This is a genomic window from Bacillus sp. MN7755, assembly GCF_054771475.1.
The window spans coordinates 138832-163769 of record NZ_BTRL01000012.1; the positions used below are offsets into that span (position 1 = coordinate 138832).

General features: G+C 36.7%; 21 protein-coding genes and 2 pseudogenes. 3 read left to right on the forward strand and 20 right to left on the reverse strand.

Annotated features, from left to right (window positions below):
• Positions 1–550 (forward strand): annotated as a pseudogene (locus ACYVEC_RS12810) (hypothetical protein); the annotation flags it as partial.
• Between the two features lie 78 nt (positions 551–628).
• Entirely contained in the window at positions 629–1270 is a 642-nt protein-coding gene (locus tag ACYVEC_RS12815; protein ID WP_460506802.1) for a hypothetical protein, read from the forward strand.
• Here the strand turns inward: ACYVEC_RS12815 and ACYVEC_RS12820 are convergent.
• Entirely contained in the window at positions 1267–1398 is a 132-nt protein-coding gene (locus ACYVEC_RS12820; RefSeq protein WP_257128000.1) for a hypothetical protein, read from the reverse strand. The genes ACYVEC_RS12815 and ACYVEC_RS12820 overlap by 4 nt on opposite strands.
• Before the next feature lie 167 nt (positions 1399–1565).
• On the opposite strand from ACYVEC_RS12820, the gene ACYVEC_RS12825 reads away from it, so the two are divergent.
• On the forward strand, positions 1566–3113 hold the full coding sequence (locus tag ACYVEC_RS12825; RefSeq protein WP_460506806.1) for a recombinase family protein: 1548 nt from the start codon (positions 1566–1568) through the stop codon (positions 3111–3113).
• 32 nt (positions 3114–3145) lie between these two features.
• On the opposite strand, the pseudogene dpaB reads toward ACYVEC_RS12825, so the two are convergent.
• From dpaB to rseP, 19 genes and pseudogenes are all read right to left on the reverse strand, one after another.
• Positions 3146–3571 (reverse strand): annotated as a pseudogene (gene dpaB / locus ACYVEC_RS12830) (dipicolinate synthase subunit B); the annotation flags it as partial.
• Positions 3568–4470: a dipicolinic acid synthetase subunit A gene (gene dpaA / locus ACYVEC_RS12835; protein WP_063221113.1), complete on the reverse strand. Its 903-nt coding sequence runs from the start codon at positions 4468–4470 to the stop codon at positions 3568–3570. The pseudogene dpaB and the gene dpaA, both read right to left, overlap by 4 nt.
• A gap of 274 nt (positions 4471–4744) precedes the next feature.
• Complete coding sequence (locus ACYVEC_RS12840; protein WP_063221114.1) at positions 4745–4996, reverse strand: YlmC/YmxH family sporulation protein; 252 nt, start codon at positions 4994–4996, stop codon at positions 4745–4747.
• Positions 4997–5122: 126 nt separating this feature from the next.
• Entirely contained in the window at positions 5123–6364 is a 1242-nt protein-coding gene (locus tag ACYVEC_RS12845; RefSeq protein WP_063221115.1) for a M16 family metallopeptidase, read from the reverse strand.
• 86 nt (positions 6365–6450) lie between these two features.
• Positions 6451–7350 carry a polysaccharide deacetylase family protein gene (locus ACYVEC_RS12850; protein WP_063221116.1) on the reverse strand — a complete coding sequence of 300 codons (900 nt, stop codon included), beginning with the start codon at positions 7348–7350 and terminating at the stop codon, positions 6451–6453.
• A gap of 151 nt (positions 7351–7501) precedes the next feature.
• Entirely contained in the window at positions 7502–9640 is a 2139-nt protein-coding gene (pnp, locus tag ACYVEC_RS12855) for a polyribonucleotide nucleotidyltransferase (RefSeq protein ID WP_063221117.1), read from the reverse strand.
• 160 nt (positions 9641–9800) lie between these two features.
• Positions 9801–10070: a 30S ribosomal protein S15 gene (rpsO, locus tag ACYVEC_RS12860; protein WP_001229392.1), complete on the reverse strand. Its 270-nt coding sequence runs from the start codon at positions 10068–10070 to the stop codon at positions 9801–9803.
• Positions 10071–10170: 100 nt separating this feature from the next.
• Positions 10171–11142: a bifunctional riboflavin kinase/FAD synthetase gene (gene ribF, locus ACYVEC_RS12865; protein ID WP_275718946.1), complete on the reverse strand. Its 972-nt coding sequence runs from the start codon at positions 11140–11142 to the stop codon at positions 10171–10173.
• Between the two features lie 43 nt (positions 11143–11185).
• Positions 11186–12109 carry a tRNA pseudouridine(55) synthase TruB gene (gene truB, locus ACYVEC_RS12870; RefSeq protein WP_275718948.1) on the reverse strand — a complete coding sequence of 308 codons (924 nt, stop codon included), beginning with the start codon at positions 12107–12109 and terminating at the stop codon, positions 11186–11188.
• Positions 12110–12195: 86 nt separating this feature from the next.
• A complete protein-coding gene (rbfA, locus tag ACYVEC_RS12875) occupies positions 12196–12552 on the reverse strand; it encodes a 30S ribosome-binding factor RbfA (RefSeq protein ID WP_000776443.1) in 357 nt (118 codons plus the stop codon).
• A gap of 15 nt (positions 12553–12567) precedes the next feature.
• Entirely contained in the window at positions 12568–12849 is a 282-nt protein-coding gene (locus ACYVEC_RS12880; RefSeq protein WP_000582364.1) for a DUF503 domain-containing protein, read from the reverse strand.
• On the reverse strand, positions 12846–14906 hold the full coding sequence (infB, locus tag ACYVEC_RS12885) for a translation initiation factor IF-2 (RefSeq protein ID WP_063221120.1): 2061 nt from the start codon (positions 14904–14906) through the stop codon (positions 12846–12848). Before infB ends, ACYVEC_RS12880 begins: the two co-directional genes overlap by 4 nt.
• A 4-nt stretch (positions 14907–14910) precedes the next feature.
• Positions 14911–15222 carry a YlxQ family RNA-binding protein gene (locus ACYVEC_RS12890; RefSeq protein ID WP_001286522.1) on the reverse strand — a complete coding sequence of 104 codons (312 nt, stop codon included), beginning with the start codon at positions 15220–15222 and terminating at the stop codon, positions 14911–14913.
• A complete protein-coding gene (rnpM, locus tag ACYVEC_RS12895; RefSeq protein ID WP_000071125.1) occupies positions 15223–15495 on the reverse strand; it encodes an RNase P modulator RnpM in 273 nt (90 codons plus the stop codon). It abuts the gene before it with no gap.
• Between the two features lie 11 nt (positions 15496–15506).
• Positions 15507–16613, reverse strand: coding sequence for a transcription termination factor NusA (gene nusA / locus ACYVEC_RS12900; RefSeq protein ID WP_000102598.1), 1107 nt, complete (start codon positions 16611–16613; stop codon positions 15507–15509).
• A 17-nt stretch (positions 16614–16630) separates the two neighbouring features.
• Positions 16631–17101 carry a ribosome maturation factor RimP gene (gene rimP / locus ACYVEC_RS12905; protein ID WP_000359096.1) on the reverse strand — a complete coding sequence of 157 codons (471 nt, stop codon included), beginning with the start codon at positions 17099–17101 and terminating at the stop codon, positions 16631–16633.
• A 333-nt stretch (positions 17102–17434) separates the two neighbouring features.
• A complete protein-coding gene (locus tag ACYVEC_RS12910; RefSeq protein ID WP_275718950.1) occupies positions 17435–21736 on the reverse strand; it encodes a PolC-type DNA polymerase III in 4302 nt (1433 codons plus the stop codon).
• Between the two features lie 124 nt (positions 21737–21860).
• The gene (locus ACYVEC_RS12915) at positions 21861–23561 is read right to left on the reverse strand and encodes a proline--tRNA ligase (protein WP_275718951.1); all 1701 of its coding nucleotides are present in this window, start codon (positions 23559–23561) and stop codon (positions 21861–21863) included.
• 109 nt (positions 23562–23670) lie between these two features.
• Positions 23671–24927 carry an RIP metalloprotease RseP gene (gene rseP / locus ACYVEC_RS12920; RefSeq protein WP_063221123.1) on the reverse strand — a complete coding sequence of 419 codons (1257 nt, stop codon included), beginning with the start codon at positions 24925–24927 and terminating at the stop codon, positions 23671–23673.
• Positions 24928–24938 lie beyond the last annotated feature (11 nt).

Sequence of the window (24938 nt, forward strand, 5' to 3'; positions counted from 1 at the left end):
GAAAGCCGAAGAGAAACAAAAAGCCACAGAACAAAAAGATGCTGAAGAGAAACAAAAAGCTGAAGAAAAGAAATTAGCTGAGGAACAAAAAAAGACTGAAGAAAAACAAAAAGAGTTTATTTCCTATGCCCAAAACATCAGAGGTGGAAATTTCATTAAAGATATGAAGCTCAATAATAAAGATGCTGAAATTACATTCTATGATTCGTTTGCATCTTATAAATCAACAAAACCAGATAGCAACGTTACTGAAGAACAATATAAACAATATTTCTCAACTGGAGATGCTATCGAGAAAATGTTTGTAAGTGAACCTGCGAGATTACTAAGACAATTCCCAGATTTAAATACGGTAAAAATGACTCTGCCGTTCGATGGAAAAACATATACTACTAGCTTAGATAGAAATAGTTTGAATACATACCTTGGATTTAAGATTGAAGATTTAAAAGTTGAAGACAAGTCTTGGGTTAAAAAGTTTAACGATCCATACGTTTATGATAAAACAAAGCGTAAAGTATTCTTTAAGAAATTTGTTACAGTTCAATAAAATATCATTTTTATAAAATCGCCTTCCTAGCCAATGAATTTTTTATTAGAGAAAATATAAACGAAAGAAGTGATTATAATGAATCCTAACGACGTTAAATTAACTCCAAAAGAAAAAGTACATCTAGGCATAGAAGCCTGCTTACAACTAATTCCAACTATTGGTGGGGCTATTTCAACATCTTTCTATGGTTATCAAAAAGAAAAGAAACTTAAGCGACTTGAGTCTTTTTATAATGAGCTATCAGAAGAAATGATTACCCTAAAAACTTTCGAACAAAATTCGTCGACAACTCTTGATATGGATGAACTACTAAGTATCATTGAAGATTTAAATGAAAAAGTTGAACGTGAACATGTTGAAGAAAAACGGAACTATTTTAAAACTTATTTCATAAATAACGTCTTACATCAAAAACAAGTTAACTATGATAACAAAAAATTCTTTTTAGATACTTTAGCAAAGATGACTTTAATAGAGTGCCACAGTATCTTATACCTTTTCAATCAATATGAAAGAGTAATTGTAGATTCCGTTATCTCGGGTGCAACGAGTAATTATGAAAAACTAGGTGCAATGCACCGTTTGCAATCATACGGTTTTATTGAAATGGGAGAGCGATTCAAGACAGATTTCACAGGTAAAATGACTCATGATACCTATGTTAAAATTACTGATTATGGAATAAAATTTGTACAATTTTGCTTAAAAAAGGATTAACCATTTCTATCAAACCTTAAATACGCAACAAAAATAGTGCCACAAATTATAATTAACCATAACCACCAATATTTAACTAACAATTGTCCTTGAGTTAAATTAATATAATCATTAAAAAATTGATTCATAAAAAAGCCTCCTCTTTTCATTTTATCAAGTGAAGGAGAAAATACATAACTTCATAAATATGTATTCCTATAAAGTCCCTTCTTGGGGCTTTATATTTTATTAGTTACATTTACTTCTTTAATATTTTTACTTTCTATATAATAACTACTAACAAGGAGGCCAAATTATGAAAACCGCAATCTATCTAAGGAAATCCCGTGCCGATCTCGAAGCCGAAGCACGCGGTGAAGGCGAAACGTTAGCAAAACACCGCTCTACCCTGCTAAAAATTGCCAAGGAAATGAACTTAAATGTTTTATCTGTTCGTGAGGAAATCGTTTCTGGTGAGAGCTTAGTGAAACGCCCTGAGATGTTAGCACTGCTTGAAGAAATTGAAGATAATAAATATGATGTTGTTCTTTGTATGGATATGGATCGTTTAGGTCGTGGTGGTATGAAAGAACAAGGAATTATTTTAGAAACGTTTAAACGCTCGAATACGAAGATTATGACACCTAGGAAGACTTATGACCTTAATGATGAGTGGGATGAAGAATACAGTGAATTTGAAGCGTTTATGGCTCGTAAGGAGCTAAAGATTATTACACGTCGTATGCAACGAGGCCGTGTTGCTAGTGTAGAGGCTGGTAATTACCTCGGGACTCATGCTCCTTATGGTTATGACATCCACCGTTTAAATAAACGAGAACGTACTTTAACAATTAATTCAGAAGAGGCTTCTGTTGTAAGAATGATATTTGATTGGTATGCAAATGAGGATATGGGTGCGAGTGCAATCAGAAACAAGTTAAATGAACTTGGCTACAAAAGTAAGTTAGGGAATGATTGGAATCCTTATAGTATCTTAGATATATTAAAGAACAATGTGTACATCGGAAAAGTGACGTGGCAAAAACGAAAAGAAGTAAAACGTCCTGACGCTATAAAAAGAAGTTGTGCCCGTCAAGATAAATCAGATTGGATTATTGCTGATGGAAAACATGAGCCAATCATACCTGAAAGCTTGTTTGAACAAGTGCAAGAAAAATTAAACTCAAGATATCACGTTCCTTACAACACGAACGGCATTAAAAACCCTCTAGCTGGTATTATTAAATGCGCTAAATGTGGTTATAGTATGGTCCAACGTTATCCTAAGAACCGAAAAGAAACTATGGATTGTAAACACCGTGGCTGTGAAAACAAATCAAGCTACACTGAATTAATCGAGAAGCGTTTACTCGAGGCTTTAAAAGAATGGTATATCAATTATAAAGCTGATTTTGAAAAACATAAGCAAGATGACAAATTAAAAGAGACACAAGTTATTCAAATGAATGAAGCTGCATTACGCAAGCTTGATAAAGAATTGGTGGATGTCCAAAAACAAAAAAATAATTTACATGATTTATTAGAACGTGGTGTTTACACAGTCGATATGTTTTTAGAACGTTCGAATGTAATTTCTGATCGCATTACTGAAATTACTTCCACGATGGAAAACTTAAAGAAAGAAATTAAAACAGAAATTAAGAAGGAAAAAGTGAAGAAAGATACAATACCTCAAGTGGAGCATGTTCTTGACCTGTATTTTAAAACAGATGATCCCAAAAAGAAAAACAGCCTCCTAAAGTCCGTTTTAGAAAAGGCTGTTTATAAGAAAGAAAAGTGGCAAAGACTCGATGATTTCGAACTTGTGCTTTACCCTAAGCTCCCTCAAGATGGCGACATATAAGCGTTCGCGCTTTGTTGTCACCTTGTTGGTGTAATTAGATTTACTCCATTAAGTCCTAAAGCATCATTCGTCGAAACAGCCAATACGACAGGCTTGCCATTTCTTAGCGTCGCTTTCGCTGCCATTAATACCGGAGAGTCTGTCATTGCATTTGCAAATTTACTCATAGAATTTCCTGTTAATGGTGCAATTACCATACAATCTAGTGGGATTTTAGGTCCTAATGGTTCCGCACCAACGATTGAATTAATCGCTTTAAATCCTGTTACTTCTTCAATCTTTTTAATCCACTCTGCTCCCTCACCAAATCTCGTATTTGTTGATTGAACAGTGTAAGAAACAATGGGACGTACTTCTGCTCCCTCAGCAATTAATTTTTCTAAATGAGGCATTACTTCTTCGTACGTACAATGTGAACCCGTAAAACCAAATCCTATTCTTTTCCCTTTTAAATTCATTCCCCATTCTCCTTTCTTGCTATTACTTCTTCTGCCAGTAACTGAGAAAGAACGTTCGCTAAAATTTGTCCTGCTGTTTTTGGTGCAACAATACCGGGTAATCCTGGTGCTAATAGCGCTTTGACTCCTCTTTTTTCCGCATATCTAAAGTCGGTACCGCCTGGTTTAGAAGCTAAATCAATTACTAACGTATGAGCTGGCATTTTTGAAATGACATTCGCTGTCACAACAAGATGCGGAATTGTATTAATGACAATATCGATAGTCCCTACTTCTTTCTCAATGTCCTGCATATGAAAAGGAGAAAACATCATTTCTGTAATACGTGCAATATGTTCCGATCGTCTTGCTCCAACTTTGACATGGGCTCCTAATGATTGAAACGCTCTGGCAACACTCATCCCTGTTCTACCAAATCCTAAAACCATTACATTGGAACCATGAATTGTATAGTCGGTATGTTGAATTACCATCATTAATGTACCTTCTACAGTTGGAATAGAATTGTAGATTGCCACATCATCACGATCAAATAATTTAATAAGTTTGCGGTTTGTAGTAGATACGAGATTTTCCAAGTAAGGCGTACCAATACCTGAATATATAGTAAAATGTTCTGGTGTATTTTCAATTTGTTCTTTCGTTATAGAAACTTTTTCGTTTGAAAAAATAGTATCTACTTCTCCCTTGGCATTTGTACCTGCAACTGGCAAAATAATTGCATCTAAAGAAGTGAAATCTAAATTTTGTATACTTTCTTTTGCTGCCCCTGTGAAGCCATGATCTAACTGATCAAACCCTATCAATGAAAGTTTCGCATCCAATTCAACTAGCTTACGGATTACTTCTAGCTGTCTTGCATCTCCTCCTATGACAGCAATATGCATCTCAGTCAACATTCCCTAATTCACCTTCTTTTTCTTTCATTTATAAGAAAAGTGCCTACTTTTTCTTTTTCCTCCACATCATATGTAATGTACGAGTTTTAGGTGATTGAAAAACAAAAAGCACCCATCATTTATCCCGCTATTTGTATGCAGGAAGGCCCCCACCTCAAAATTCGATATATGAGAGAACTTTATGCTGGATTTTGATTTCCAGGAAAACATCGATTCATGCATGCTTTTACTCAGTGTAGAATGAACAAAAAAAGATGACCAAAATGGCCATCTTTCACTTCGAATTTAGACGATCTGTAATATCACAAAGGATCATATCATGCCCGACTTTCTTAATTTGGCTCCACGCTACTCTTACTTCTTGTGGTTCCTTTTTAAAACCTCCCCATTTCCCGGCAGGTATGATAAGAGCCTCTATTTGACCATCCTTCTCATCAATCTCTAAATCCACATAACCTAAAACTCCCATTTTTTCTGCTCTTTCTAGATTTACAATCTCTTTACCACTTAATTCACTTAATCGCATATACTCTCCCCCTACCGAAATTATTCATTTAAGTTATCCATAATTAGTACCTATTCTGTATATCCCAAAAAAATGACCGTATCTCATTTAAAAGAGATACGGTTATTTTTACATCATATAAAGCAATTATAGTTTTATTCCTTTTGGAAGTTTTCCATCTGGACTAATTAATGCTGCAGAGAATTCATCTGTAAACATGTTACGAATTAACTCATCTACATTTTCTTTTGTTACAGTGTTTACACTTTCAATAATCTCATCAAGTGAACGATGCTTACGAAGTAGCAATTCATTTTTACCATTACGGCTCATGCGACTATTTGTACTTTCTAAACTTAACATTAAGTTTCCTTTTAATTGCTCTTTACTATTAACAAGCTCTTTTTCTGTAATACCTGTATTTTTCAATGTTTCTAGTGTTTCTTGCATTGTTTCATACAGTGTATCTAATTGTTGGCTACCTGTTCCACCATACAGTGTTAACATACCTGTATCTTCATAAGAAGAATGGTAAGAAAATACTGAGTAGGCTAACCCGCGTTGCTCACGTACTTCTTGGAATAAACGACTACTCATACTGCCGCCTAAAACGTTATTTAATACAATTAAGTTATAAATATCTTCGTGTCCCATTTGTAAGCCTTTATATCCTAAACATAAATGAGCTTGTTCTGTTTCCTTTTTACGTGCTACCTTATTAAAATGGAAAATTGGGCTATGTACTTGTTCACGGTTTGTTGTTCCTTCGTAACTACCGAAATATTGCTCTACCGTTTGTAAGAAGGCTTCATCAATATTTCCTGCAACTGAAACAACTACATTTTCAGGTGTGTAATGATCCTTTATATATTGGCGTAGTGTATCACCTGTAAACGTATTAAGCGTTTCTTCTGTTCCTAAAATAGGATATCCAAGCGGATGCGTTTCATATGTTGCTTTCGTTAACATATCATGCACAATATCATCTGGAGCATCTTCGTACATTTTAATTTCTTCACATACGACATTCTTTTCTTTTTTCAGTTCTTCCTCATCAAATGTTGAATTAAAGAACATATCTGCTAATACATCTAAAGCATATTTAGCATGCTCATCTAGCACTTTTGCATAGTAACAAGTATATTCTTTTGAAGTAAAAGCATTCACTTGCCCACCAATGCTATCAAATGATTCTGCAATTTCGCGTGCACTACGTGTTTCCGTCCCTTTAAAGAACATATGCTCTAAAAAGTGAGAAATCCCGTTATTTTTTTCATTTTCATTTCTTGATCCCGCATGGATCCAAATACCAATCGCAACCGATCTTACAGTTGGTATATTCTCCATAACTATTCTTACACCATTTTTACAAGTATATTTTTTAATCAAAAACTTTCCTCCTACTGCCAGTTTCTCTAAATAAATGCTATTATTTAATGATAACAAGTTTAAGGATGAATGTCATGCAAATGTATTTAATCCACACGTTTTTCATCCAGTAATTCTGTTATATTCCCTACTTTATATCCTTGTTCCTTCAATTTTGTAATCATTGTATCTAATGCTTCTGATGTAGATGACGTAGGATGCATTAATACGATAGCACCTGGATGTATTTTTCTCATTACTCTCTGCAATAGTACATCTGGCTCTGGTCGCTTCCAATCGATTGTATCGACAGTCCACATAATCGTTCCCATTTGGTAATCATCTGCAATTTTCACGACTTCATCCCGAAAACTTCCACTCGGCGGTGCAAACCATCTCACCTTTTGATTCGTAGCTGCTTCGATCATCCGATTTGTTTTTTGTAACTGATCTCGTATTTCATCAGACGATAGCGTTTTCATATTCGGATGTGTGTAAGAATGATTTCCGACTTCTTGCTTTGCATCGACAATCATTTTTGCAAATCGCAAATTTTCTTTCACCCAACGTCCTTCCAAAAAGAACGTCGCCTTCACATCATGTTTTTTCAATATCTCTAATATACGAGGCAAATACTCGTTTCCCCATGCCACATTTATTGTTAATCCTACCATTTTTTTATTTGGATGTCCCCTATAAATTGGTGCTGGTGCTAAATCTTCTAAGTGGACACTCGGTGATACTTCCTTGAATTCAAGATGTTTTTGATTAAATCCCTTTAGTTTCTTCATATTATTATAGGATGCTTCAATATCAACTTGTCTCCCATTATATCCCGGTGTTGCTTTCCATATCTTATCAATCATCGCATTTTGAGGTGCAATCTCATATTGTTTTGCATGTTTTTGAATTTCTTCATACAAGTTATCTTGTGCAAAAACGGAATAAGAGCCTACACTGATATATAAAAAGAATATACATATGTATGCCAATATACGAGCTTTCATATAAACCCTCCCATTAACTATATAAAAACATTTTTCTTCTTATCTTTGTTAATTTGAGCGTTATAATGAAAACTATACCTATACTGACATAAAAATATATATAAATCATATTTTTTACATAACAAAAAAAGCCAGTTAAACTGGCTTTTACTTATTGCTGCTCTTGTTTGTTTTCTTCTTTAGCAGCTTCTTTTTCTTGCTCTTCTTTTAGCAATACTTTTCTAGATAGATTCACACGACCTTGCTTGTCAATCTCGATAACTTTAACTGTAATCACATCACCGATTTTCACAACGTCTTCTACTTTACCTACACGCTCTAGTGCAAGTTCAGAAATGTGAACTAATCCATCTTTACCGCTGAATAATTCAACGAAAGCACCGAATTTCTCAACACGTTTCACTTTTCCTTCGTAGATTTCACCTACTTGTACTTCGCGAACGATATCTTCGATAATTTTCTTAGCTTTGTCATTCATTTCTTGATTTATTGAAGAAATGAATACTGTACCATCTTGCTCGATGTCAATTTTAACGCCAGTTTCTTCAATAATTTTATTGATTTGTTTACCGCTCGGTCCGATAACGTCACGGATTTTATCTGGATTAATTGTCATTGTAATAATCTTTGGAGCGTACGCTGATAATTCAGTACGCGGCTCTCCAATAACAGATAACATATGATTTAGAATGTGCACACGACCAACTTTCGCTTGTTGTAATGCCTCTTCTAAAATTTCACGAGATAGACCATCGATTTTAATGTCCATTTGTAGTGCAGTTACACCTTGCGCTGTACCTGCTACTTTAAAGTCCATATCACCTAGATGATCTTCCATACCTTGAATATCAGATAAAATTGTGTAATGCTCACCAGTTTTAACTAGACCCATTGCAATACCTGCAACTGGAGCTTTAAGTGGAACACCAGCATCCATCATTGCTAAAGTACTACCACAAATACTTGCTTGTGAAGTAGAACCATTTGATTCTAAAACTTCAGATACAAGACGTACTGTATATGGGAAATCTTTTTCAGATGGAATTACAGGCTCAAGAGCACGTTCTCCTAGTGCACCGTGACCAATTTCACGACGACCTGGTCCACGCATCGGTCTTGTTTCACCAACACTAAATGATGGGAAATTGTAATGGTGCATAAAGCGTTTTGATTCTTCCACACCAAGACCATCTAAAATTTGCACATCGCCTAATGCACCTAATGTACAAATACTTAATGCTTGTGTTTGTCCACGAGTGAATAGACCAGAACCGTGTGTACGAGATAAAATGCCAACCTCTGATGCTAATGGACGAATTTCGTCACCTTTACGGCCATCTGGGCGGATTTTTTCAACTGTAATAAGACGACGTACTTCTTCTTTTACAATTTTATATAAAATCTCACTTACTTGTCCTAATGTATCAGCGTCAGCTTCCTGCGCTTCATAATGCTCAATTACACGCTTTTTCACTTCGTTAATTGCATTTTCACGTGCATGTTTCTCATGTACTTGAATTGCAGAATGCATATCCTTCTCAGCCATTTCACGTACAGCTTGGTTAAGATCAGCGTCAACTTCATAAAGTTTCACTTCTGATTTCTCTTTACCTACAGCTTGTACAATCTCTTCTTGGAATGCAATTAGACGTTTAATTTCGTCATGACCAAACATAATTGCTTCTAACATTGTTTCTTCAGGCACTTGATCTGCTCCTGCTTCAACCATGTTAATTGCATCTTTCGTACCAGCTACAACAAGGTGAATATCACTTTGTTCTTGCTGTTCTACCGTTGGGTTGATAACGAATTCACCGTTAATACGACCAACTGTTGCACCCGCGATTGGACCTTCAAATGGAATATCTGAAATCGATAACGCTAATGAAGAACCAAGCATTGCTGCCATTTCAGAAGAACAATCTTGATCAACACTCATTACAATGCTGACAACTTGTACTTCGTTACGGAAACCATCTGCGAAAAGTGGACGAATTGGACGGTCGATTAAACGACTTGCCAAAATTGCTTTTTCACTTGGACGACCTTCACGTTTAATGAAACCGCCAGGAATTTTTCCGACTGCATATAAACGCTCTTCATAGTTTACTGTAAGTGGGAAGAAATCTACATTTTTTGCTTCTTTTGATGCAGTTGCTGTAGATAGAACCGCTGTATCGCCATATCTTACTAATACTGCTCCGTTTGCTTGCTTCGCAAGCTGACCTGTTTCAACTGTTAGCTGACGACCAGCTAAATCTATCGAGAAGACTTGCTTTTCTTGACTCATTTAAGTACCCCTCTCAATTTAAAGTATTCAATTCTTCTATGTAAATGGATAGTATATCACAATATTCTACCTCTAGTATTACCGAAAATGAAGTAAGCTATAAAGAGTAGAAGATATATTTTTACCTAACAAAAAAGCGGGAATATTCCCGCTTCTTTGACTATCGACGTAAGCCAAGCTTTGTGATTAATTCACGGTAACGTGTGATATCGCTATTACGAAGGTAAGTTAGTAAGTTACGACGTTTACCAACCATCTTTAATAGACCACGACGTGAATGATGATCTTTCTTGTGAGTACGTAAGTGCTCGTTTAGAGTGTTAATTTGCTCCGTTAGGACAGCAATTTGAACCTCTGGAGAACCAGTATCAGTCTCATGAGTTCTAAATTGTGCAATGATTTCATTTTTACGCTCTTGTGTTAAAGCCATCCTATTTCACCTCCTATTAATTAAACCCCCAATTACCTAGCAAGCGTCGGTGAGTCGCAATGCCAAGCAATGGTTGTCATAAAGTACATAACATAGAATACTACTTTTCATTTGAAAAAGCAAGTATATTCTTTCCGTTCGCAAAATATTCTTGTGCTGTTTTCTTATCTTTTGCGATTTGTTCAACTAACTCATCAATGCCATTGAATTTCTTCTCTTCTCTTATACGCATATGCCACTCTACCGTAACATTTTGATCATATATGTCGTTGTTAAATTCAAATAAATGCACCTCAATAGATAATTGACGCTCATCTTCTTTAAACGTTGGTTTATATCCAATATTACATACACCGTCGTACCATTCATCGTGAACTTTTAATCTCACTGCATAAACACCTACAGGTGGTAATAGATACTCATCACTTAAACCTACATTAGCTGTCGGAAAACCAATTTGACGTCCACGTTTATCACCGTGTACAACCGTTCCCCCTACTGTATATGCTCTACCTAAAATAGATGGAATTTGTTCCATTTCGCCATTTCGAATTAATTTTCGTAATGCTGTAGAACTTACTTTCTCTTCTTGAAATTCAACTTTTTCAATCACAGTCTGTGTAAACTCCCCTCTTGCATGAAATGGTAAAGTCTCCATCTTTCCTTTTCCTAAACGTCCATATGAATAATCAAATCCTGCTACTACATGCTTTACATTTAAACCAATAATATAATCATCTACAAATTGTTGTGGCAATAAGCCTGCAAATGATTCTTCAAATTTAACAACATATAATATATCGATACCTAGGTTTTCGACTATTTTTTCTTTATCACACATTGGTGTAATATACTCGGCATGCGCTTCTTTTTTACCTAAAACAACAGATGGATGCGGGTAAAATGTCATAACTGCACTTTTATATCCTCGTTCATCCGCTATTTTTTTCGCAGTTCGAATCACACATTGATGCCCTAAATGAATGCCATCAAAAAATCCCAATGCCATTACAGTAGGTGGCAATTCTAATTTATTTTGTTCATGTGGATGAGTTAAATGAATAAGTTTCACGCTTGAATTCACCTTTTTCTGTAATAATCCTTCCAATAATTCATTATAGCTTTAGTTCTTGATTATTCACAAGTACTTTCATCGGCTTTAGCATACCAGGGTGTTTTGGATGGTGCTCATAAATTGCAAGACAGCGATCATTTTTATCAAACACTGTTATAAATGGCGCTGTTATTTGCAATTCATTTTTTAAAAACATACCATTCTTTATTTTCTCTGCTTGCTTTTCATCTACAACCATTTTCGGGAACTTACTTAATGCTTCATCAATTGAAATGAAGATAGACTCTACTGTTCCATTTTGCACGTTTTCTTCAATTTCTTCAAATGATATGCAATCTTCTAATATAAATTCACCAGAAGCCGTTCTTACAAGGTGAGACATATGTGATGGAAAACCAAGTTTTTCACCAATCATTACTGCTAGCGTTCTTACATATGTTCCTTTACTACACGTTACGCGGAAACGGAATGAAATATTTTCTCCTTCAAATACTTCTCTATCGTCTAATAATACAAATTCATGAATTGTAATTGTACGAACTGGACGTTCAACCTCTTGTCCTGCTCTTGCATATTCATATAATTTTTTTCCGTTAACTTTTACAGCCGAAAACATTGGAGGCATTTGCTCAATCGTACCTGTTAATGCCGCAAGAACCTCTTCCACTTCCTTACGAGTAATAACACGATCTACATGTTTCATTTCCACAACTTCACCAGAAGCATCTTCAGTTGTTGTTGAAAAACCTAATGTCACTTCGCCTTCATATGTTTTCGTTTCACTTGTTAAAAATTGTGCAATTTTCGTTGCTCGTCCAACACAAATAGGTAATACTCCTGTTACATCTGGATCTAATGTTCCTGTATGACCAATTCGTTTCTCACGCAATATCTTTCTTAGTTTAAATACACAATCATGTGATGTCATGCCTTTTGGTTTATGTAATAATACTACACCTTCCATATATGTTCACCTCATCATAATTCTTTCATAATAAATATCCAAAACTTATTTTGCATTGAAAAAATGGATAGACAATTGTCTATCCATTATTCTTCACGTTTACCTTCTTTATTAATTTCATGTAAAAGTGTATCAATTCGATGACCGTACCCAATAGACTCATCAAATTCAAAGGAAATTTCTGGTGTTTTACGAAGACGAATACGTTGGCCAATTTCTGAACGAATGAAGCCTTTTGCCTTCGCTAAACCTTTTAATGTACTTTCTTTCTGTTCTTCGTCACCTAAAACAGAAATATATACTGTAGCAATTTGTAAATCTCCACTCACTTGTACATCTGTTACTGTAACAAATCCAACACGTGGATCTTTAATTTTACGACTGATAATGTCGCCTAATTCTTTTTTCATTTGCTCGCCTACACGGTTTGCACGTAATTTCATAACTCTTCACCTCATTCAGTACCATTCCAATTGTGTTATCGTACGTTCAATTTCAGGAAATGAATCGATGTACTCAAGTACACGATTCATTTCTTTTTCACAAATAACACGATTTGAGGATACGGAAACAATTGCAATTTCTGTACGTTGCCATACATCTTGATGCCCTACTTCTGAAACAGCAACGTTATAACGTTGCTTCACACGAGTTAGCACCCTTTGCAAAATTGCTCGTTTCTCTTTTAAAGAATGCACATCGTAAATCATACACTCGAATGAGAGTGAAGCGATAATCATCGCTTCACTTCTTCCATAATGTACGCTTCAATGATGTCCCCTTCTTTAAGATCATTATATCTCTCAATTGTAATACCACACTCATAGTTTTGTGCAACTTCTTTTACGTCGTCTTTGAAACGTTTTAACGTATCAAGTTGACCTTCGAAAATTACTATACCATCACGGATAATACGAACGCCACTATCACGTGTAATTTTACCGTCTATTACGTAACAACCTGCGATTGTTCCCACTTTTGTTACCTTGAATGTTTGACGAACTTCCGCTTGACCGATTACTTTTTCTTCGAATTCTGGATCAAGCATACCTTGCATTGCTAATTCAATTTCTTCGATTACTTTATAGATAATGCGGTGTAAGCGAACATCAACGTTCTCTAATTCAGCTGTACGCTTCGCGTTCACATCTGGACGTACGTTAAATCCAATTACAATTGCATTAGATGCAGAAGCTAAAATAATATCAGATTCTGTAATCGCACCTACACCAGTGTGAATGATTTTAACTTTTACGCCTTCAACATCAATTTTACGAAGTGATGCTGCCATCGCTTCAACAGAACCTTGTACATCTGCTTTTACAATTAAGTTGATTTCTTTTACATCGCTCTCTTGGATTTGTTGGAATAAATCTTCAAGGCTTAATTTAGATTTCTCACCACGTTGTGCAACTAACGCTTCTTGTGCACGTGATTCACCGATTTGACGAGCTTTCTTCTCATCAGCGAATGCCATGAAACGATCTCCAGCCTGTGGTACTTCATTTAAACCTGTAATTTCAACAGGAGTTGATGGACCAGCAACTTTTACACGACGACCAATATCACTTACCATTGCACGAACACGTCCGAATGAAGTTCCAACAACAATTGGATCTCCAACTCGAAGTGTACCGTTTTGAACAAGTAACGTCGCGATAGTTCCTTTACCTTTATCAAGTTGTGCTTCAATTACAGTACCAGTTGCATAGCGATTTGGATTTGCTTTATATTCTTCTACTTCACTTACAAGAAGAATCATTTCTAGTAAGTTGTCAATTCCTTCACCTTGAATTGCAGAAATTGGTACGAAGATTGTATCTCCACCCCATGCTTCTGGAACTAATTCATATTCTGTTAATTCTTGCATTACGCGATCAGGATTTGCCGCTGGTTTATCCATTTTATTCACAGCAACAATAATTGGTACTCCCGCTGCTTTCGCATGGCTAATCGCTTCAACTGTTTGTGGCATAACGCCGTCATCAGCTGCAACAACAAGGATTGTAATATCCGTTACTTGCGCACCACGAGCACGCATCGTTGTAAATGCCGCGTGACCAGGTGTATCTAAGAATGTAATCTTCTTATCATTTACTTCAACTTGGTATGCACCAATATGCTGAGTAATTCCACCTGCTTCGCCTGCAGTTACTTTTGAGTTACGGATAGAGTCAAGTAATGTTGTTTTACCATGGTCAACGTGTCCCATGATTGTAACTACAGCTGGACGTTCTTTTAAGTTCTCTTCATCATCTTGCTCATCGATGAATGTTTCAAATTCAGTTTCACTTACAACTACTTCTTCTTCTACTTCAATACCGTAATCAGTAGCAATTAACTCAATTGTATCTTTATCTAAATCTTGGTTAATTGTTGCCATAATTCCAAGCATGAAGAGCTTCTTAATAATTTCAGATGGCTCTTTGCTTAATTTTTTAGCAAGCTCGCCTACAGTAAGGCTTCCAGAGAAAGTAATTTTATCTGGTGTTTCTACTATTTGCGTTTGTTGTCTTCCAGCAAAGTTATCCTGACGTTTGTCTTCATTTCCTTTGCCTTTTTTCTTTTTCTTATTGCTGTTCTTTTTACTACGAACAACTTTTTCTTCTACTTCAAACTCATCTGCAACAGAAGGTTTTTCAGTTTGGTATTCATTATCTAATTTGTTTACTACTTCATCTTCTAACATTGTCATATGATTCGAAACCTCGATATTCATCTCTTTAAGTTTTGTCATAAGATCTTTACTTGAGATATTATTTTTTTTTGCATATTCATGTACTCGAATTTTACTCATACCTTCACCCCCGGTAATTTGTATCGAGCATGCTACGTAGCTTTTTCGCAAAGCCTTCATCTAACACAGCTACAACGACTCGCTCGTCTCTCCCAATCGCATGCCCTAATTGTTGTCGATTTTCGACTTTTTTCATTGGTACATTGTAGTACGTCGTTTTATCAGTGATACGTTTAGTAGTGTTCGCTGACGCATCTTCAGAAAGCAATACGAGCTTTGCTTTACCACTTCGTACTTCTTTTAAAACGAGTTCTTCACCCGAAATGATTTTTCGAGCGCGATTTGCTAGTCCTAAAAACGATTTCCAATCGGACACTTATTTCGACTCCTTCTCAACAAGCTCGAGAAGCTCTTCGTACAGAGAACTGTCGATTTTCGCTTTTAGATGATGTTCCAAAATGTTTTTCTTTTGGGCTTGCATAATGCATTCTTTATCTTTTGACAAATATGCACCTCGTCCTGATTTTTTTCCAGATAAATCAATAGACACTTCGCCTTCTTTGGAACGAACAATGCGAACGAGCTCTCGTTTTGATTTCATCTCTTGCGTCGCAATACATTTTCGTAACGGAACTTTTCGATTGCTCATACTCATCACCTCTATTCGATTTCGTCTTCAACTGAATCGAATCCGAATGCGATTACGCTATCTTCTTCTGTCACAATTCCAAGTTGTTTCGCATCAGACTCACTTTTAATATCAATTTTCCAACCTGTTAATTTAGCTGCAAGACGCGCATTTTGTCCACGCTTACCAATTGCTAATGACAGCTGGTGGTCTGGAACAACAACAGTTGTTGCTTTTTCATCTTCATCTACAAGTACTTTAACAACTTGTGATGGGCTTAAAGCATTTGCAACATATTCAACTGGATCATTTGACCAGCGAACGATGTCAATCTTTTCACCTTTTAGTTCATCTACAACGCGTTGTACACGTTGTCCTTTCGGTCCTACACAAGAACCCACTGGATCAACATCAATGTTTTCTGCATGCACAGAGATTTTAGAACGATCTCCTGCTTCGCGCGCTACAGAGCGGATTTCTACAGTTCCATCATAAATTTCTGGAACTTCCATTTCGAATAAACGTTTTAAAAGACCAGGATGTGTACGTGATACGTAAATTTGTGGTCCTTTTGTTGTCTTTTCTACTTTTGTAATAAATACGCGAATACGATCATGTGGCTTATATTGCTCATTCGGCATTTGCTCACTTACAGGTAATAAAGCTTCTACTTTGCCTAAGCTTACGTAGATGAAACGAGCATCTTGGCGTTGTACAATACCAACCATAATGTCTTCTTCACGATCACTAAATTCTGAGTAAATAACACCACGTTCTGCTTCACGAACTCGTTGTGTTACAACTTGTTTTGCAGTTTGCGCTGCAATACGACCAAAATCTTTTGGCGTTACTTCAATTTCTAGTACGTCGCCATCTTGGTAGTTTGGATTAATTTGTCTTGCCTCTTCTACAGAGATTTCAAGACGTGGATCAAACACATTATCAACAACGTCCTTACGTGCTAAAACTTGGATTGTTCCCACTTCTGGGTTAAAGCTCACACGAACGTTTTGTGCTTGGTTAAAATTGCGTTTATAAGCAGAGATTAACGCTGCTTCAATCGCATCAATAATAATATCTTTGCTAATTCCTTTTTCTGACTCTAATACGAGCAAGGCATCTAACAACTCAGTGCTCATGAAGATCCCCCTTCTAACTAAAACGTAACAGCAAGTCGCGCATTTGCAACTTTGTCCATTGAAATTTGGATTTCTTTTTTACGTGTTTTAATTGTTAATAATAGTGTAATTGTAGTACCATCGTAGGAAAGTAGCTTTCCTTCAAACATCTTTTCACCATCAATCGGCTCATATGTTTTAATTGCCACTTGTTTTCCTACCGCTTGCTGGAAGTCTTTCTCTTTCTTTAATGGGCGTTCCGCTCCAGGAGATGATACATCCAAAAAGTAAAGATGAGGAATTGGATCCTCTTTATCTAAAGCTTCGCTTAAACGTTCACTTACCGCACCGCATTCTTCAATGTCGACTCCCTTTTCAGAATCGATGAATACGCGTAAGAACCAGTCTTGTCCTTCTTTCACATACTCTACATCTACAAGTTCAAGATTTAACTCTTCAACGATTGGCTGTGCAAATGCTTCTACAACTTCTGTGACTTTCTTATCCATAAACAGCCTCCTTCCTGCCGCCATGTACCATTTACAAGAAAAGACCCCGTCCACAGAACGGTCTATCTTATTCTTTCTCGTTAGCTAACAAAAGCCCCTGCCGGTTAAGCAGGGAATATCTGTCTTAGTATTACCAAATTTAAGAAGTAAAACTTGTAACAAAATATGTATATACGACAGAAATTTCTTACCTCTCTACATCAATAAAATGTAGAGAGTAACACGAAAGAGTGGGTTTCCCCACTCTTTTTTTCACACAATATACATGACATGGTTATCTCGGTTAATAGTATACCATAGCAAATATTGATTTGCAAAGACTTTTCCTACCTATTAGAACAGTGATAACTGGTTTTGATCCGGCAAATCTCCTAAACAACCTTGACTATCTAAATACTCAATAATTGTTTTCGAAACCTTACTGCGCTGCTGCAAGTCTTCTTTGGATAAGAAGTCTCCATTTTTGCGCGCTTCTACAATGCTTAAAGCTGCGTTTGTACCAAGACCAGGCACGGCATTAAATGGCGGTATTAATGAGTCTCCATCAATAATAAAGTCTGTTGCATGCGAGCGATACAAATCAACCTTTTGGAATGAGTATCCACGCTCACACATTTCAAGTGTCATTTCTAGTACCGTTAATAAACTCTTCTCTTTCGGCGCTGCATCCAAACCTTTTTGCGCAATTTCATCAATTCTTACACGTATAGATGCTGAACCTTTCGCCATTGCCTCCACGTCAAAGTCATCTGCACGAACCGTAAAGTATGCCGCATAGAACAGAAGCGCGAAATGCACTTTAAAGTATGCGATACGTACGGCCATAAGTACGTAAGCAGCCGCATGGGCTTTAGGGAACATGTACTTGATTTTCTTACATGAATCAATATACCAACCTGGGACGTTATTACTTTTCATGTCCTCTTCCCATTCTTCTGGTACACCTTTACCTTTACGTACCGATTCCATGATTTTGAAGGCTAATGATGGATCTAAACCTTGATAGATTAAATAAACCATGATGTCATCACGACAACCGATAACTTCACTCAGCGTACATGTACCGTTATAAATTAACTCGTTTGCATTACCAAGCCATACGTCCGTACCATGTGATAATCCAGAAATTTGGACTAACTCAGAGAATGTCGTAGGTTTCGTCTCTTCTAACATCTGCCTTACGAATTTCGTACCAAACTCCGGTATACCAAGTGTACCTGTTTTACAGTTAATTTGTTCTTCCGTTACACCTAACGATTCTGGTCCGGAGAAAATTTTCATTACTTCTGGATCGTCCGTTGGGATTGTTTTCGGATCAATACCACTTAAATCTTGTAACATACGAATAACAGTCGGATCATCGTGTCCTAGTATATCAAGTTTCAATAAATTATCATGAATCGAGTGGAAATCAAAGTGTGTTGTTCTCCACTCAGCTCCTATTGAATCTGCTGGAAACTGTATTGGTGAAAAATCAAAGATGTCCATGTAATCTGGCACAACGATAATACCACCTGGATGCTGTCCAGTTGTACGTTTTACACCGGTACATCCTGCTACTAAGCGGTCAATCTCTGCATTTCGAATCGTTAAATTATGATCATTTGCATAACCTTTTACATATCCATAAGCAGTTTTTTCCGCAACTGTACCAATCGTCCCAGCACGATATACATAATCTTCACCGAACAGTACTTTCGTATAGTTATGGGCACGTGGTTGGTATTCCCCGGAGAAGTTCAAATCGATATCGGGTACCTTATCTCCTTTAAATCCAAGGAACGTTTCGAACGGAATATCATGTCCGTCTTTCACATACGGAATATTACATGTCGGACATTCTTTGTCTGGTAAGTCGAAACCAGAACCTACCGAACCGTCATTAAAGAACTCGGATTGCTTACAATTCGGACATACATAATGTGGTGGTAATGGATTTACTTCTGTAATTTCCATCATCGTTGCAACGAATGATGAACCTACCGATCCACGCGAACCTACTAGATAACCGTCTACTAATGATTTTTTTACGAGTTTATGTGAAATTAAATAAATTACGGCAAATCCATGCCCAATAATACTTTTCAATTCTTTTTCTAAACGCGCTTCTACAATTTCAGGTAACTCTTCACCATAAATGCTACGGGCCATTTTATAACTCATATCACGTGTTTCATCATCCGCACCTTCAATTTTCGGTGTATATAGATCATCTTTTACTGGATGAACATCGCCAATTAATGATGCAACCTTTTGCGTATTCGTTACAACAATTTCTTTCGCTGTATCTTCACCTAAAAATGAGAAACACTCTAGCATTTCATCCGTTGTACGAAAATGTACAGGCGGTAATGAATGTCGGTTTAACGGGTTTGCTCCGCCCTGTGAACTAACTAAAATTTTACGATACATTGCATCTTCTGGATCTAAGTAATGCACGTTCCCTGTAGCGACAACTGGTTTATCTAACGTCTCACCTAGTTTTACTAAGTTAGAGATAATTGTTTTTAATTGCCCCTCATCTCGAACAAGTTCACGCTCTACTAAATGACGCAACACCTCTGGAGGCATTACTTCAATGTAATCATAGAACTGTGCAATTTCTTCTACCTCTTCAGGAGCTTTTTGCATCATCGCCTCAAACACTTCACCTTTATCACAAGCCGTTCCTACTAAAATTCCTTCACGATATTTTTTTAATAGTGATCTCGGTACACGTGGTACACGGTAAAAGTAATTCAGGTGAGAATATGAAACAAGTTTATATAAATTTTTCAATCCAACATCTGATGTAGCAAGTAATGTCATATGACTTGGACGTCCGCGCTTATACGCATCTCCTTGTCCCATGCTATCGTTTAATTGATCATGGTATTCAAATCCTTTTTCAATCACATCTTTTAACATTTTCACTAGTAAATATCCCGTTGCTTCTGTATCATAAATCGCACGGTGATGCTGCGTTAATTCAATATCAAGCTTTTTACACATCGTATTTAATCGATGATTTTTCATTTCCGGGAATAAGAATCGTGCAAGTTCTAACGTATCAATAACTGGGTTATTCGTTTTTTCTAGTCCAGCCTTCTTAAAACCTACGTTAATGAAGCCCATATCGAAACTTGCGTTATGAGCAACAAGTGTATGGTCGCCCATCCATTCTTCAAACTTTTTAAACACTTCGTCTACTTCTGGTGCATCCGTTAACATATCATCTGTAATACCCGTTAATTCAATAATCGTCGCTGATAATGGTTGATGTGGATTTGCGAAAGATTCAAAGCGATCAATGATTTCGCCACCCTTTACTTTTACGGCAGCCAACTCAATGACTGTATCGTATACAGCTGATAAACCTGTCGTCTCAACGTCGAAAACAACATACGTTTCCTCTGCAAGTAAACGATGCGCTTCGTTATACGCTATTGGTACACCGTCATTAACTAAATTCGCTTCTACACCGTATATAACTTTAACTCCAGCCTTTTTCCCCGCAGAATATGCTTCCGGGAACGACTGAGCCACAGCATGGTCTGTAATCGCAATAGCCTCATGCCCCCATTTACCTGCTTGGGCAACAAGTCTAGAAACAGGAGTAACAGCATCCATTTGGCTCATCGGAGTATGAAGATGAAGTTCTACTCGTTTTTCACCTTCTGGCGCTTTATCTTTACGAGACGGTCCTGTTATTTCATTAATATCATTTGCAATCATTACTAAATCTCGAACGAATGTATCATTTTGGACAGAACCACGAGCCTTCACCCACATTCCTTTTTTCAAGGATTGTAGCATTGGAATATCTTCTTTATCACGTGAGAACATTTTGATCATAATAGAATCTGTATAATCCGTTATTTTTAAAGTTAATAACGTACGCCCACTACGAAGCTCTTTTGTCTCCACATGGAAGACATATCCTTGAACCGTTTTTCTTCTTTCTTCATCTTGAATTTCTCGCATCGGTGTAATCTCTTCATCTGGCTTAATAAGATACCCGAGTGTGATCGGTCCTTCATGCACAACGCTGCTTTCTTCAGCTTGCTTCTTCGCCATTTCTTCCATAGCTTGTATAACACGCTCACGGTCTTCTTGCTGCGTTTGCTCACGAAACTTTTGCATTTCTTCTGTATTTTGCTGTATATGTGTGTCTAGCTGGAAACGCGGGAATCCAAAAGCTTCGTATTGATCCCCTACTGGTTTCGCAACGTTTTTCTTTAAAGCAGTAGATTCTAGATCGTTATTCACATTTATTAGCAACTTCACTCCATTCACCTGTGGAAGCTGTTTCTTTAAGTAAGCAAACATAGGTGAAAATGTAATTCGTTCCGTACAAAGTGGCCAATACGCCCTCACTTCTTCTTCTGTAAATTGTTTATTCTCTGTTTCTAATGCAAATGTTGTGCTTGCAATATGAGAAAATGATTGCTTAATCTTTGTTTCTAGCAATTCATATAATTCTGTAGGCAAAATACGTGGCACTTGTAAATCAAAATGCCAACTTTTATTCGCTTTATCGATAACGAGCCTTTCAATACCACCGCCTTGTAAATATTGATTTATAAGGTCGTCTGGTATTTGCAACTGCTGGAGCAAAATTTGAAATCGCTCTTGTTGTTCATTTGTTAAAGACATAAGCACTCTCCTTCCATTTGCTATTATAAATTGAAACGTACTACAAAGAAAGATTTCTTCCTTCTTCTTTTACAAAATACGTTTACAAAGAAAGAGAAGGTACCCCATTACGAGGTACCTCTTCTTATTTTAAAATATTAGCAATATATGTTTGAAGTTCTTCTACTTTTACTTCTTCAGACTCGCCTGTAGCACGTACTTTCACTTCTACAATACCTTCGTCTGCTTTTTTACCAACTGTAACGCGAACTGGAAGGCCGAATAAATCTGCATCTGCAAATTTAACACCTGCACGTTCTGCACGATCATCTAGTAATACTTCATATCCTTGCTCTTGTAATGAGTTATAGATGTTTTCACCCATTTCACGTTGTGCATCAGATTTCATATTTACTGGAATTACATGCACATGGAACGGTGCAACAGCTTTCGGCCAAACTAAACCGTTCTCATCATTAAACTGCTCTGCAATTGCTGCCACTGTACGAGATACACCAATGCCGTAACACCCCATAATAAGTGGTTGTGTTTTTCCATTTTCATCTAGGAATGTTGCGTTCATTGCTTCACTATAACGAGTTCCTAATTTGAATACATGACCAACTTCAATTCCGCGTGCGAAAAGAATTGTTCCGTTTCCGTCTGGAGATTGGTCTCCTTCTTGAATGAAGCGTAAATCTGTATATTGACTTACTTTAAAGTCACGTTCTGGATTTACATTTACATAATGGAATCCTTCTTTGTTCGCTCCTGAACATCCGTTAACAATTGATGCTACAGCGTGATCAGCAATAATTTCGATATCACCTGCTACACCAATCGGTCCTAATGAACCAACTTCACAATTTAATAATTCTTTTACTTCTTCATGAGAAGCAAGCTCAACAACTGAAGCGCCGTATACATTTTTCACTTTCACATCGTTTACTTCGTGATCACCACGAACAAGTACAACTACTAATTTCTCATCTACTTTAAATACCATAGACTTAATGCACTTGTCAGCTGCAATGTTTAAGAATGTAGATACTTCTTCAATTGCTTTTTGGTCTGGTGTTGCTACTTTTTCAAGTGCTTTCTCTTCTTCATCACTCTTCGTATACGTAGCTACAACAGGAGCCATTTCGATGTTCGCTGCATAATTAGATGTATCAGAGTATGCAATTGTATCTTCACCAACATCAGATAATACCATAAATTCATGTGTATCTTTTCCGCCCATTGCTCCAGAATCAGCAATAACCGCACGGAAATTCAAACCACAACGAGCAAAAATGTTAGAGTATGCTTTGTATAAGCGACCGTATACTTCATCTAAGCTCTCTTGTGTAGCATGGAAAGAGTATGCATCTTTCATTAGAAACTCTCTTCCACGTAATAAACCGAAACGAGGTCTTTGCTCATCACGGAATTTTGTTTGAATTTGGTATAATGTTAACGGCAATTTTTTATATGATTTCACTTCATCACGCACAAGATCCGTAATTACTTCCTCATGTGTCGCTCCTAATGCGAATTCACGAGCGTTACGATCTTTCATACGCATTAATTCAGATCCGTAAGAATACCAACGACCTGACTCTTGCCATAATTCTGCAGCTTGCATTGCTGGCATTAATAATTCTACCGCGCCTGCGCGTTCCATTTCTTCTCGAACGATTCGTTCTACTTTGTGTAGTACTTTTAATCCAAATGGTAGAAAACTATAAATACCAGAAGCATTTTGACGCATAAAACCTGCGCGAAGTAATAACTGATGACTCTTAATCTCCGCATCAGCTGGAACTTCACGTAATGTAGGACTGAATACCATACTTTGTTTCATTTATTCGCACCTCTTCATTTTACTCTTACACGCAGTAAAACCCCTCACCTCGAGTTAGGTGAGGGATTTTATTCTACGGGCTCTATTTCATTATAAGTTTCACTTTATTTTACAAGAAAAACTTACGAATGTCATTCCAAGTTACAACTAACATAAGTAACATTAATAATGCAAAACCAATAAAGTGAACCATTCCTTCTTTTTGACGGTCAATTGGTTTCCCGCGCAATGCTTCAATTAAGAAGAAGAACAAACGTCCACCGTCTAAAGCTGGAACTGGTAATAAATTAAATAAACCAAGGTTAATACTTAATACTGCTGCTAAACTTAATACACGCGTAAATCCATAATCTACAACTTGATCTGTTAGATTATAAATCCCTACTGGACCTGACAACTCATTAATAGAAAATTGACCAGTTACTAATTTCACAAGAGACTCAAAAATTAGTTTCGTCCATTGGTATGTTTGTTCAAAACCTGATTTAATAGAACCCATTACTGTTTTCTCTACTGGAGAGTAAACACCAATTCTACCAACTTCTTCTTTACCTTCTTTATCGAGCGTTGGCGTTACTTTCACATTAAACTGTTCACTATCACGCTTTACTTGTAATGTAATCTCTTTATTCGGGTTTTCACGTACAATGGTAACAACATCTTTCCATGTGCTTGTGTTTTTCCCATCAATTGCTTGAATTGTATCATTTTCTTTTAATCCAGCTTGCTCTGCAGCACTATTCTCCATTACTTTTCCGACCATTGGCTTGTCAATAGGAACCCCTTGTACAAATCCAAGAATCACAAAAATAACAAAAGCTAAAATGAAGTTCATTGCAGGACCCGCAAAGATCGTTAAAGCACGTTGACCCAATTTCTTAGAGCCAAACTGCCTATTATACGGAGCAATTTGAATTTCTTCACCAGCAGTAATGATACGAGCCTTTTCATTCACTCGGAATGTTTGCAACTCTTCCTCATACTCTTCATAGCCCGAAATTGTTAGATTATGTTCTAAATCAGCTTGTTCGACTTCAATGACACGAACATTTGGATACTTTTCATATCCATCAAAAACTAATTTTGCAACTTCGTCTTTTTCATTTAATACAAGGCCAACCTTTTTCCCTGGCTTTAACTCCACTGTGTCTGCATCCTCGCCAGCCATTCTTACATAGCCACCAAGAGGCAGTAATCGAATCGTATACACCGTTTCATTCTTTTCAAATGAGAATATTTTCGGACCAAAACCAATCGCAAACTCGCGGCATAAAATACCTGCTCTTTTTGCGAAATATAGATGCCCTAGCTCATGGAAAAATACGAGTGCACCGAAAATTAATATAAAGGCAATCGCTGTATTCAATTCCATAACCA

Excerpts from the sequence above, each read along its gene's own strand:
- rnpM (WP_000071125.1), bottom strand. The coding sequence starts at position 15,495 with ATGAGCAATCGAAAAGTTCCGTTACGAAAATGTATTGCGACGCAAGAG.
- ACYVEC_RS12910 (WP_275718950.1), bottom strand. The coding sequence starts at position 21,736 with ATGTCTTTAACAAATGAACAACAAGAGCGATTTCAAATTTTGCTCCAG.
- truB (WP_275718948.1), bottom strand. The coding sequence starts at position 12,109 with ATGGAAGGTGTAGTATTATTACATAAACCAAAAGGCATGACATCACAT.
- ACYVEC_RS12820 (WP_257128000.1), bottom strand. The coding sequence starts at position 1,398 with ATGAATCAATTTTTTAATGATTATATTAATTTAACTCAAGGACAATTG.
- rpsO (WP_001229392.1), bottom strand. The coding sequence starts at position 10,070 with ATGGCTTTAACACAAGAGCGTAAAAATGAAATCATTGCACAATTTAGA.
- ACYVEC_RS12880 (WP_000582364.1), bottom strand. The coding sequence starts at position 12,849 with ATGATTATCGCTTCACTCTCATTCGAGTGTATGATTTACGATGTGCAT.
- ACYVEC_RS12825 (WP_460506806.1), top strand. The coding sequence starts at position 1,566 with ATGAAAACCGCAATCTATCTAAGGAAATCCCGTGCCGATCTCGAAGCC.
- pnp (WP_063221117.1), bottom strand. The coding sequence starts at position 9,640 with ATGAGTCAAGAAAAGCAAGTCTTCTCGATAGATTTAGCTGGTCGTCAG.
- rbfA (WP_000776443.1), bottom strand. The coding sequence starts at position 12,552 with ATGAAATTACGTGCAAACCGTGTAGGCGAGCAAATGAAAAAAGAATTA.
- rimP (WP_000359096.1), bottom strand. The coding sequence starts at position 17,101 with ATGGATAAGAAAGTCACAGAAGTTGTAGAAGCATTTGCACAGCCAATC.
- nusA (WP_000102598.1), bottom strand. The coding sequence starts at position 16,613 with ATGAGCACTGAGTTGTTAGATGCCTTGCTCGTATTAGAGTCAGAAAAA.
- ACYVEC_RS12840 (WP_063221114.1), bottom strand. The coding sequence starts at position 4,996 with ATGCGATTAAGTGAATTAAGTGGTAAAGAGATTGTAAATCTAGAAAGA.
- ACYVEC_RS12915 (WP_275718951.1), bottom strand. The coding sequence starts at position 23,561 with ATGAAACAAAGTATGGTATTCAGTCCTACATTACGTGAAGTTCCAGCT.
- infB (WP_063221120.1), bottom strand. The coding sequence starts at position 14,906 with ATGAGTAAAATTCGAGTACATGAATATGCAAAAAAAAATAATATCTCA.
- ACYVEC_RS12815 (WP_460506802.1), top strand. The coding sequence starts at position 629 with ATGAATCCTAACGACGTTAAATTAACTCCAAAAGAAAAAGTACATCTA.
- ACYVEC_RS12850 (WP_063221116.1), bottom strand. The coding sequence starts at position 7,350 with ATGAAAGCTCGTATATTGGCATACATATGTATATTCTTTTTATATATC.
- dpaA (WP_063221113.1), bottom strand. The coding sequence starts at position 4,470 with ATGTTGACTGAGATGCATATTGCTGTCATAGGAGGAGATGCAAGACAG.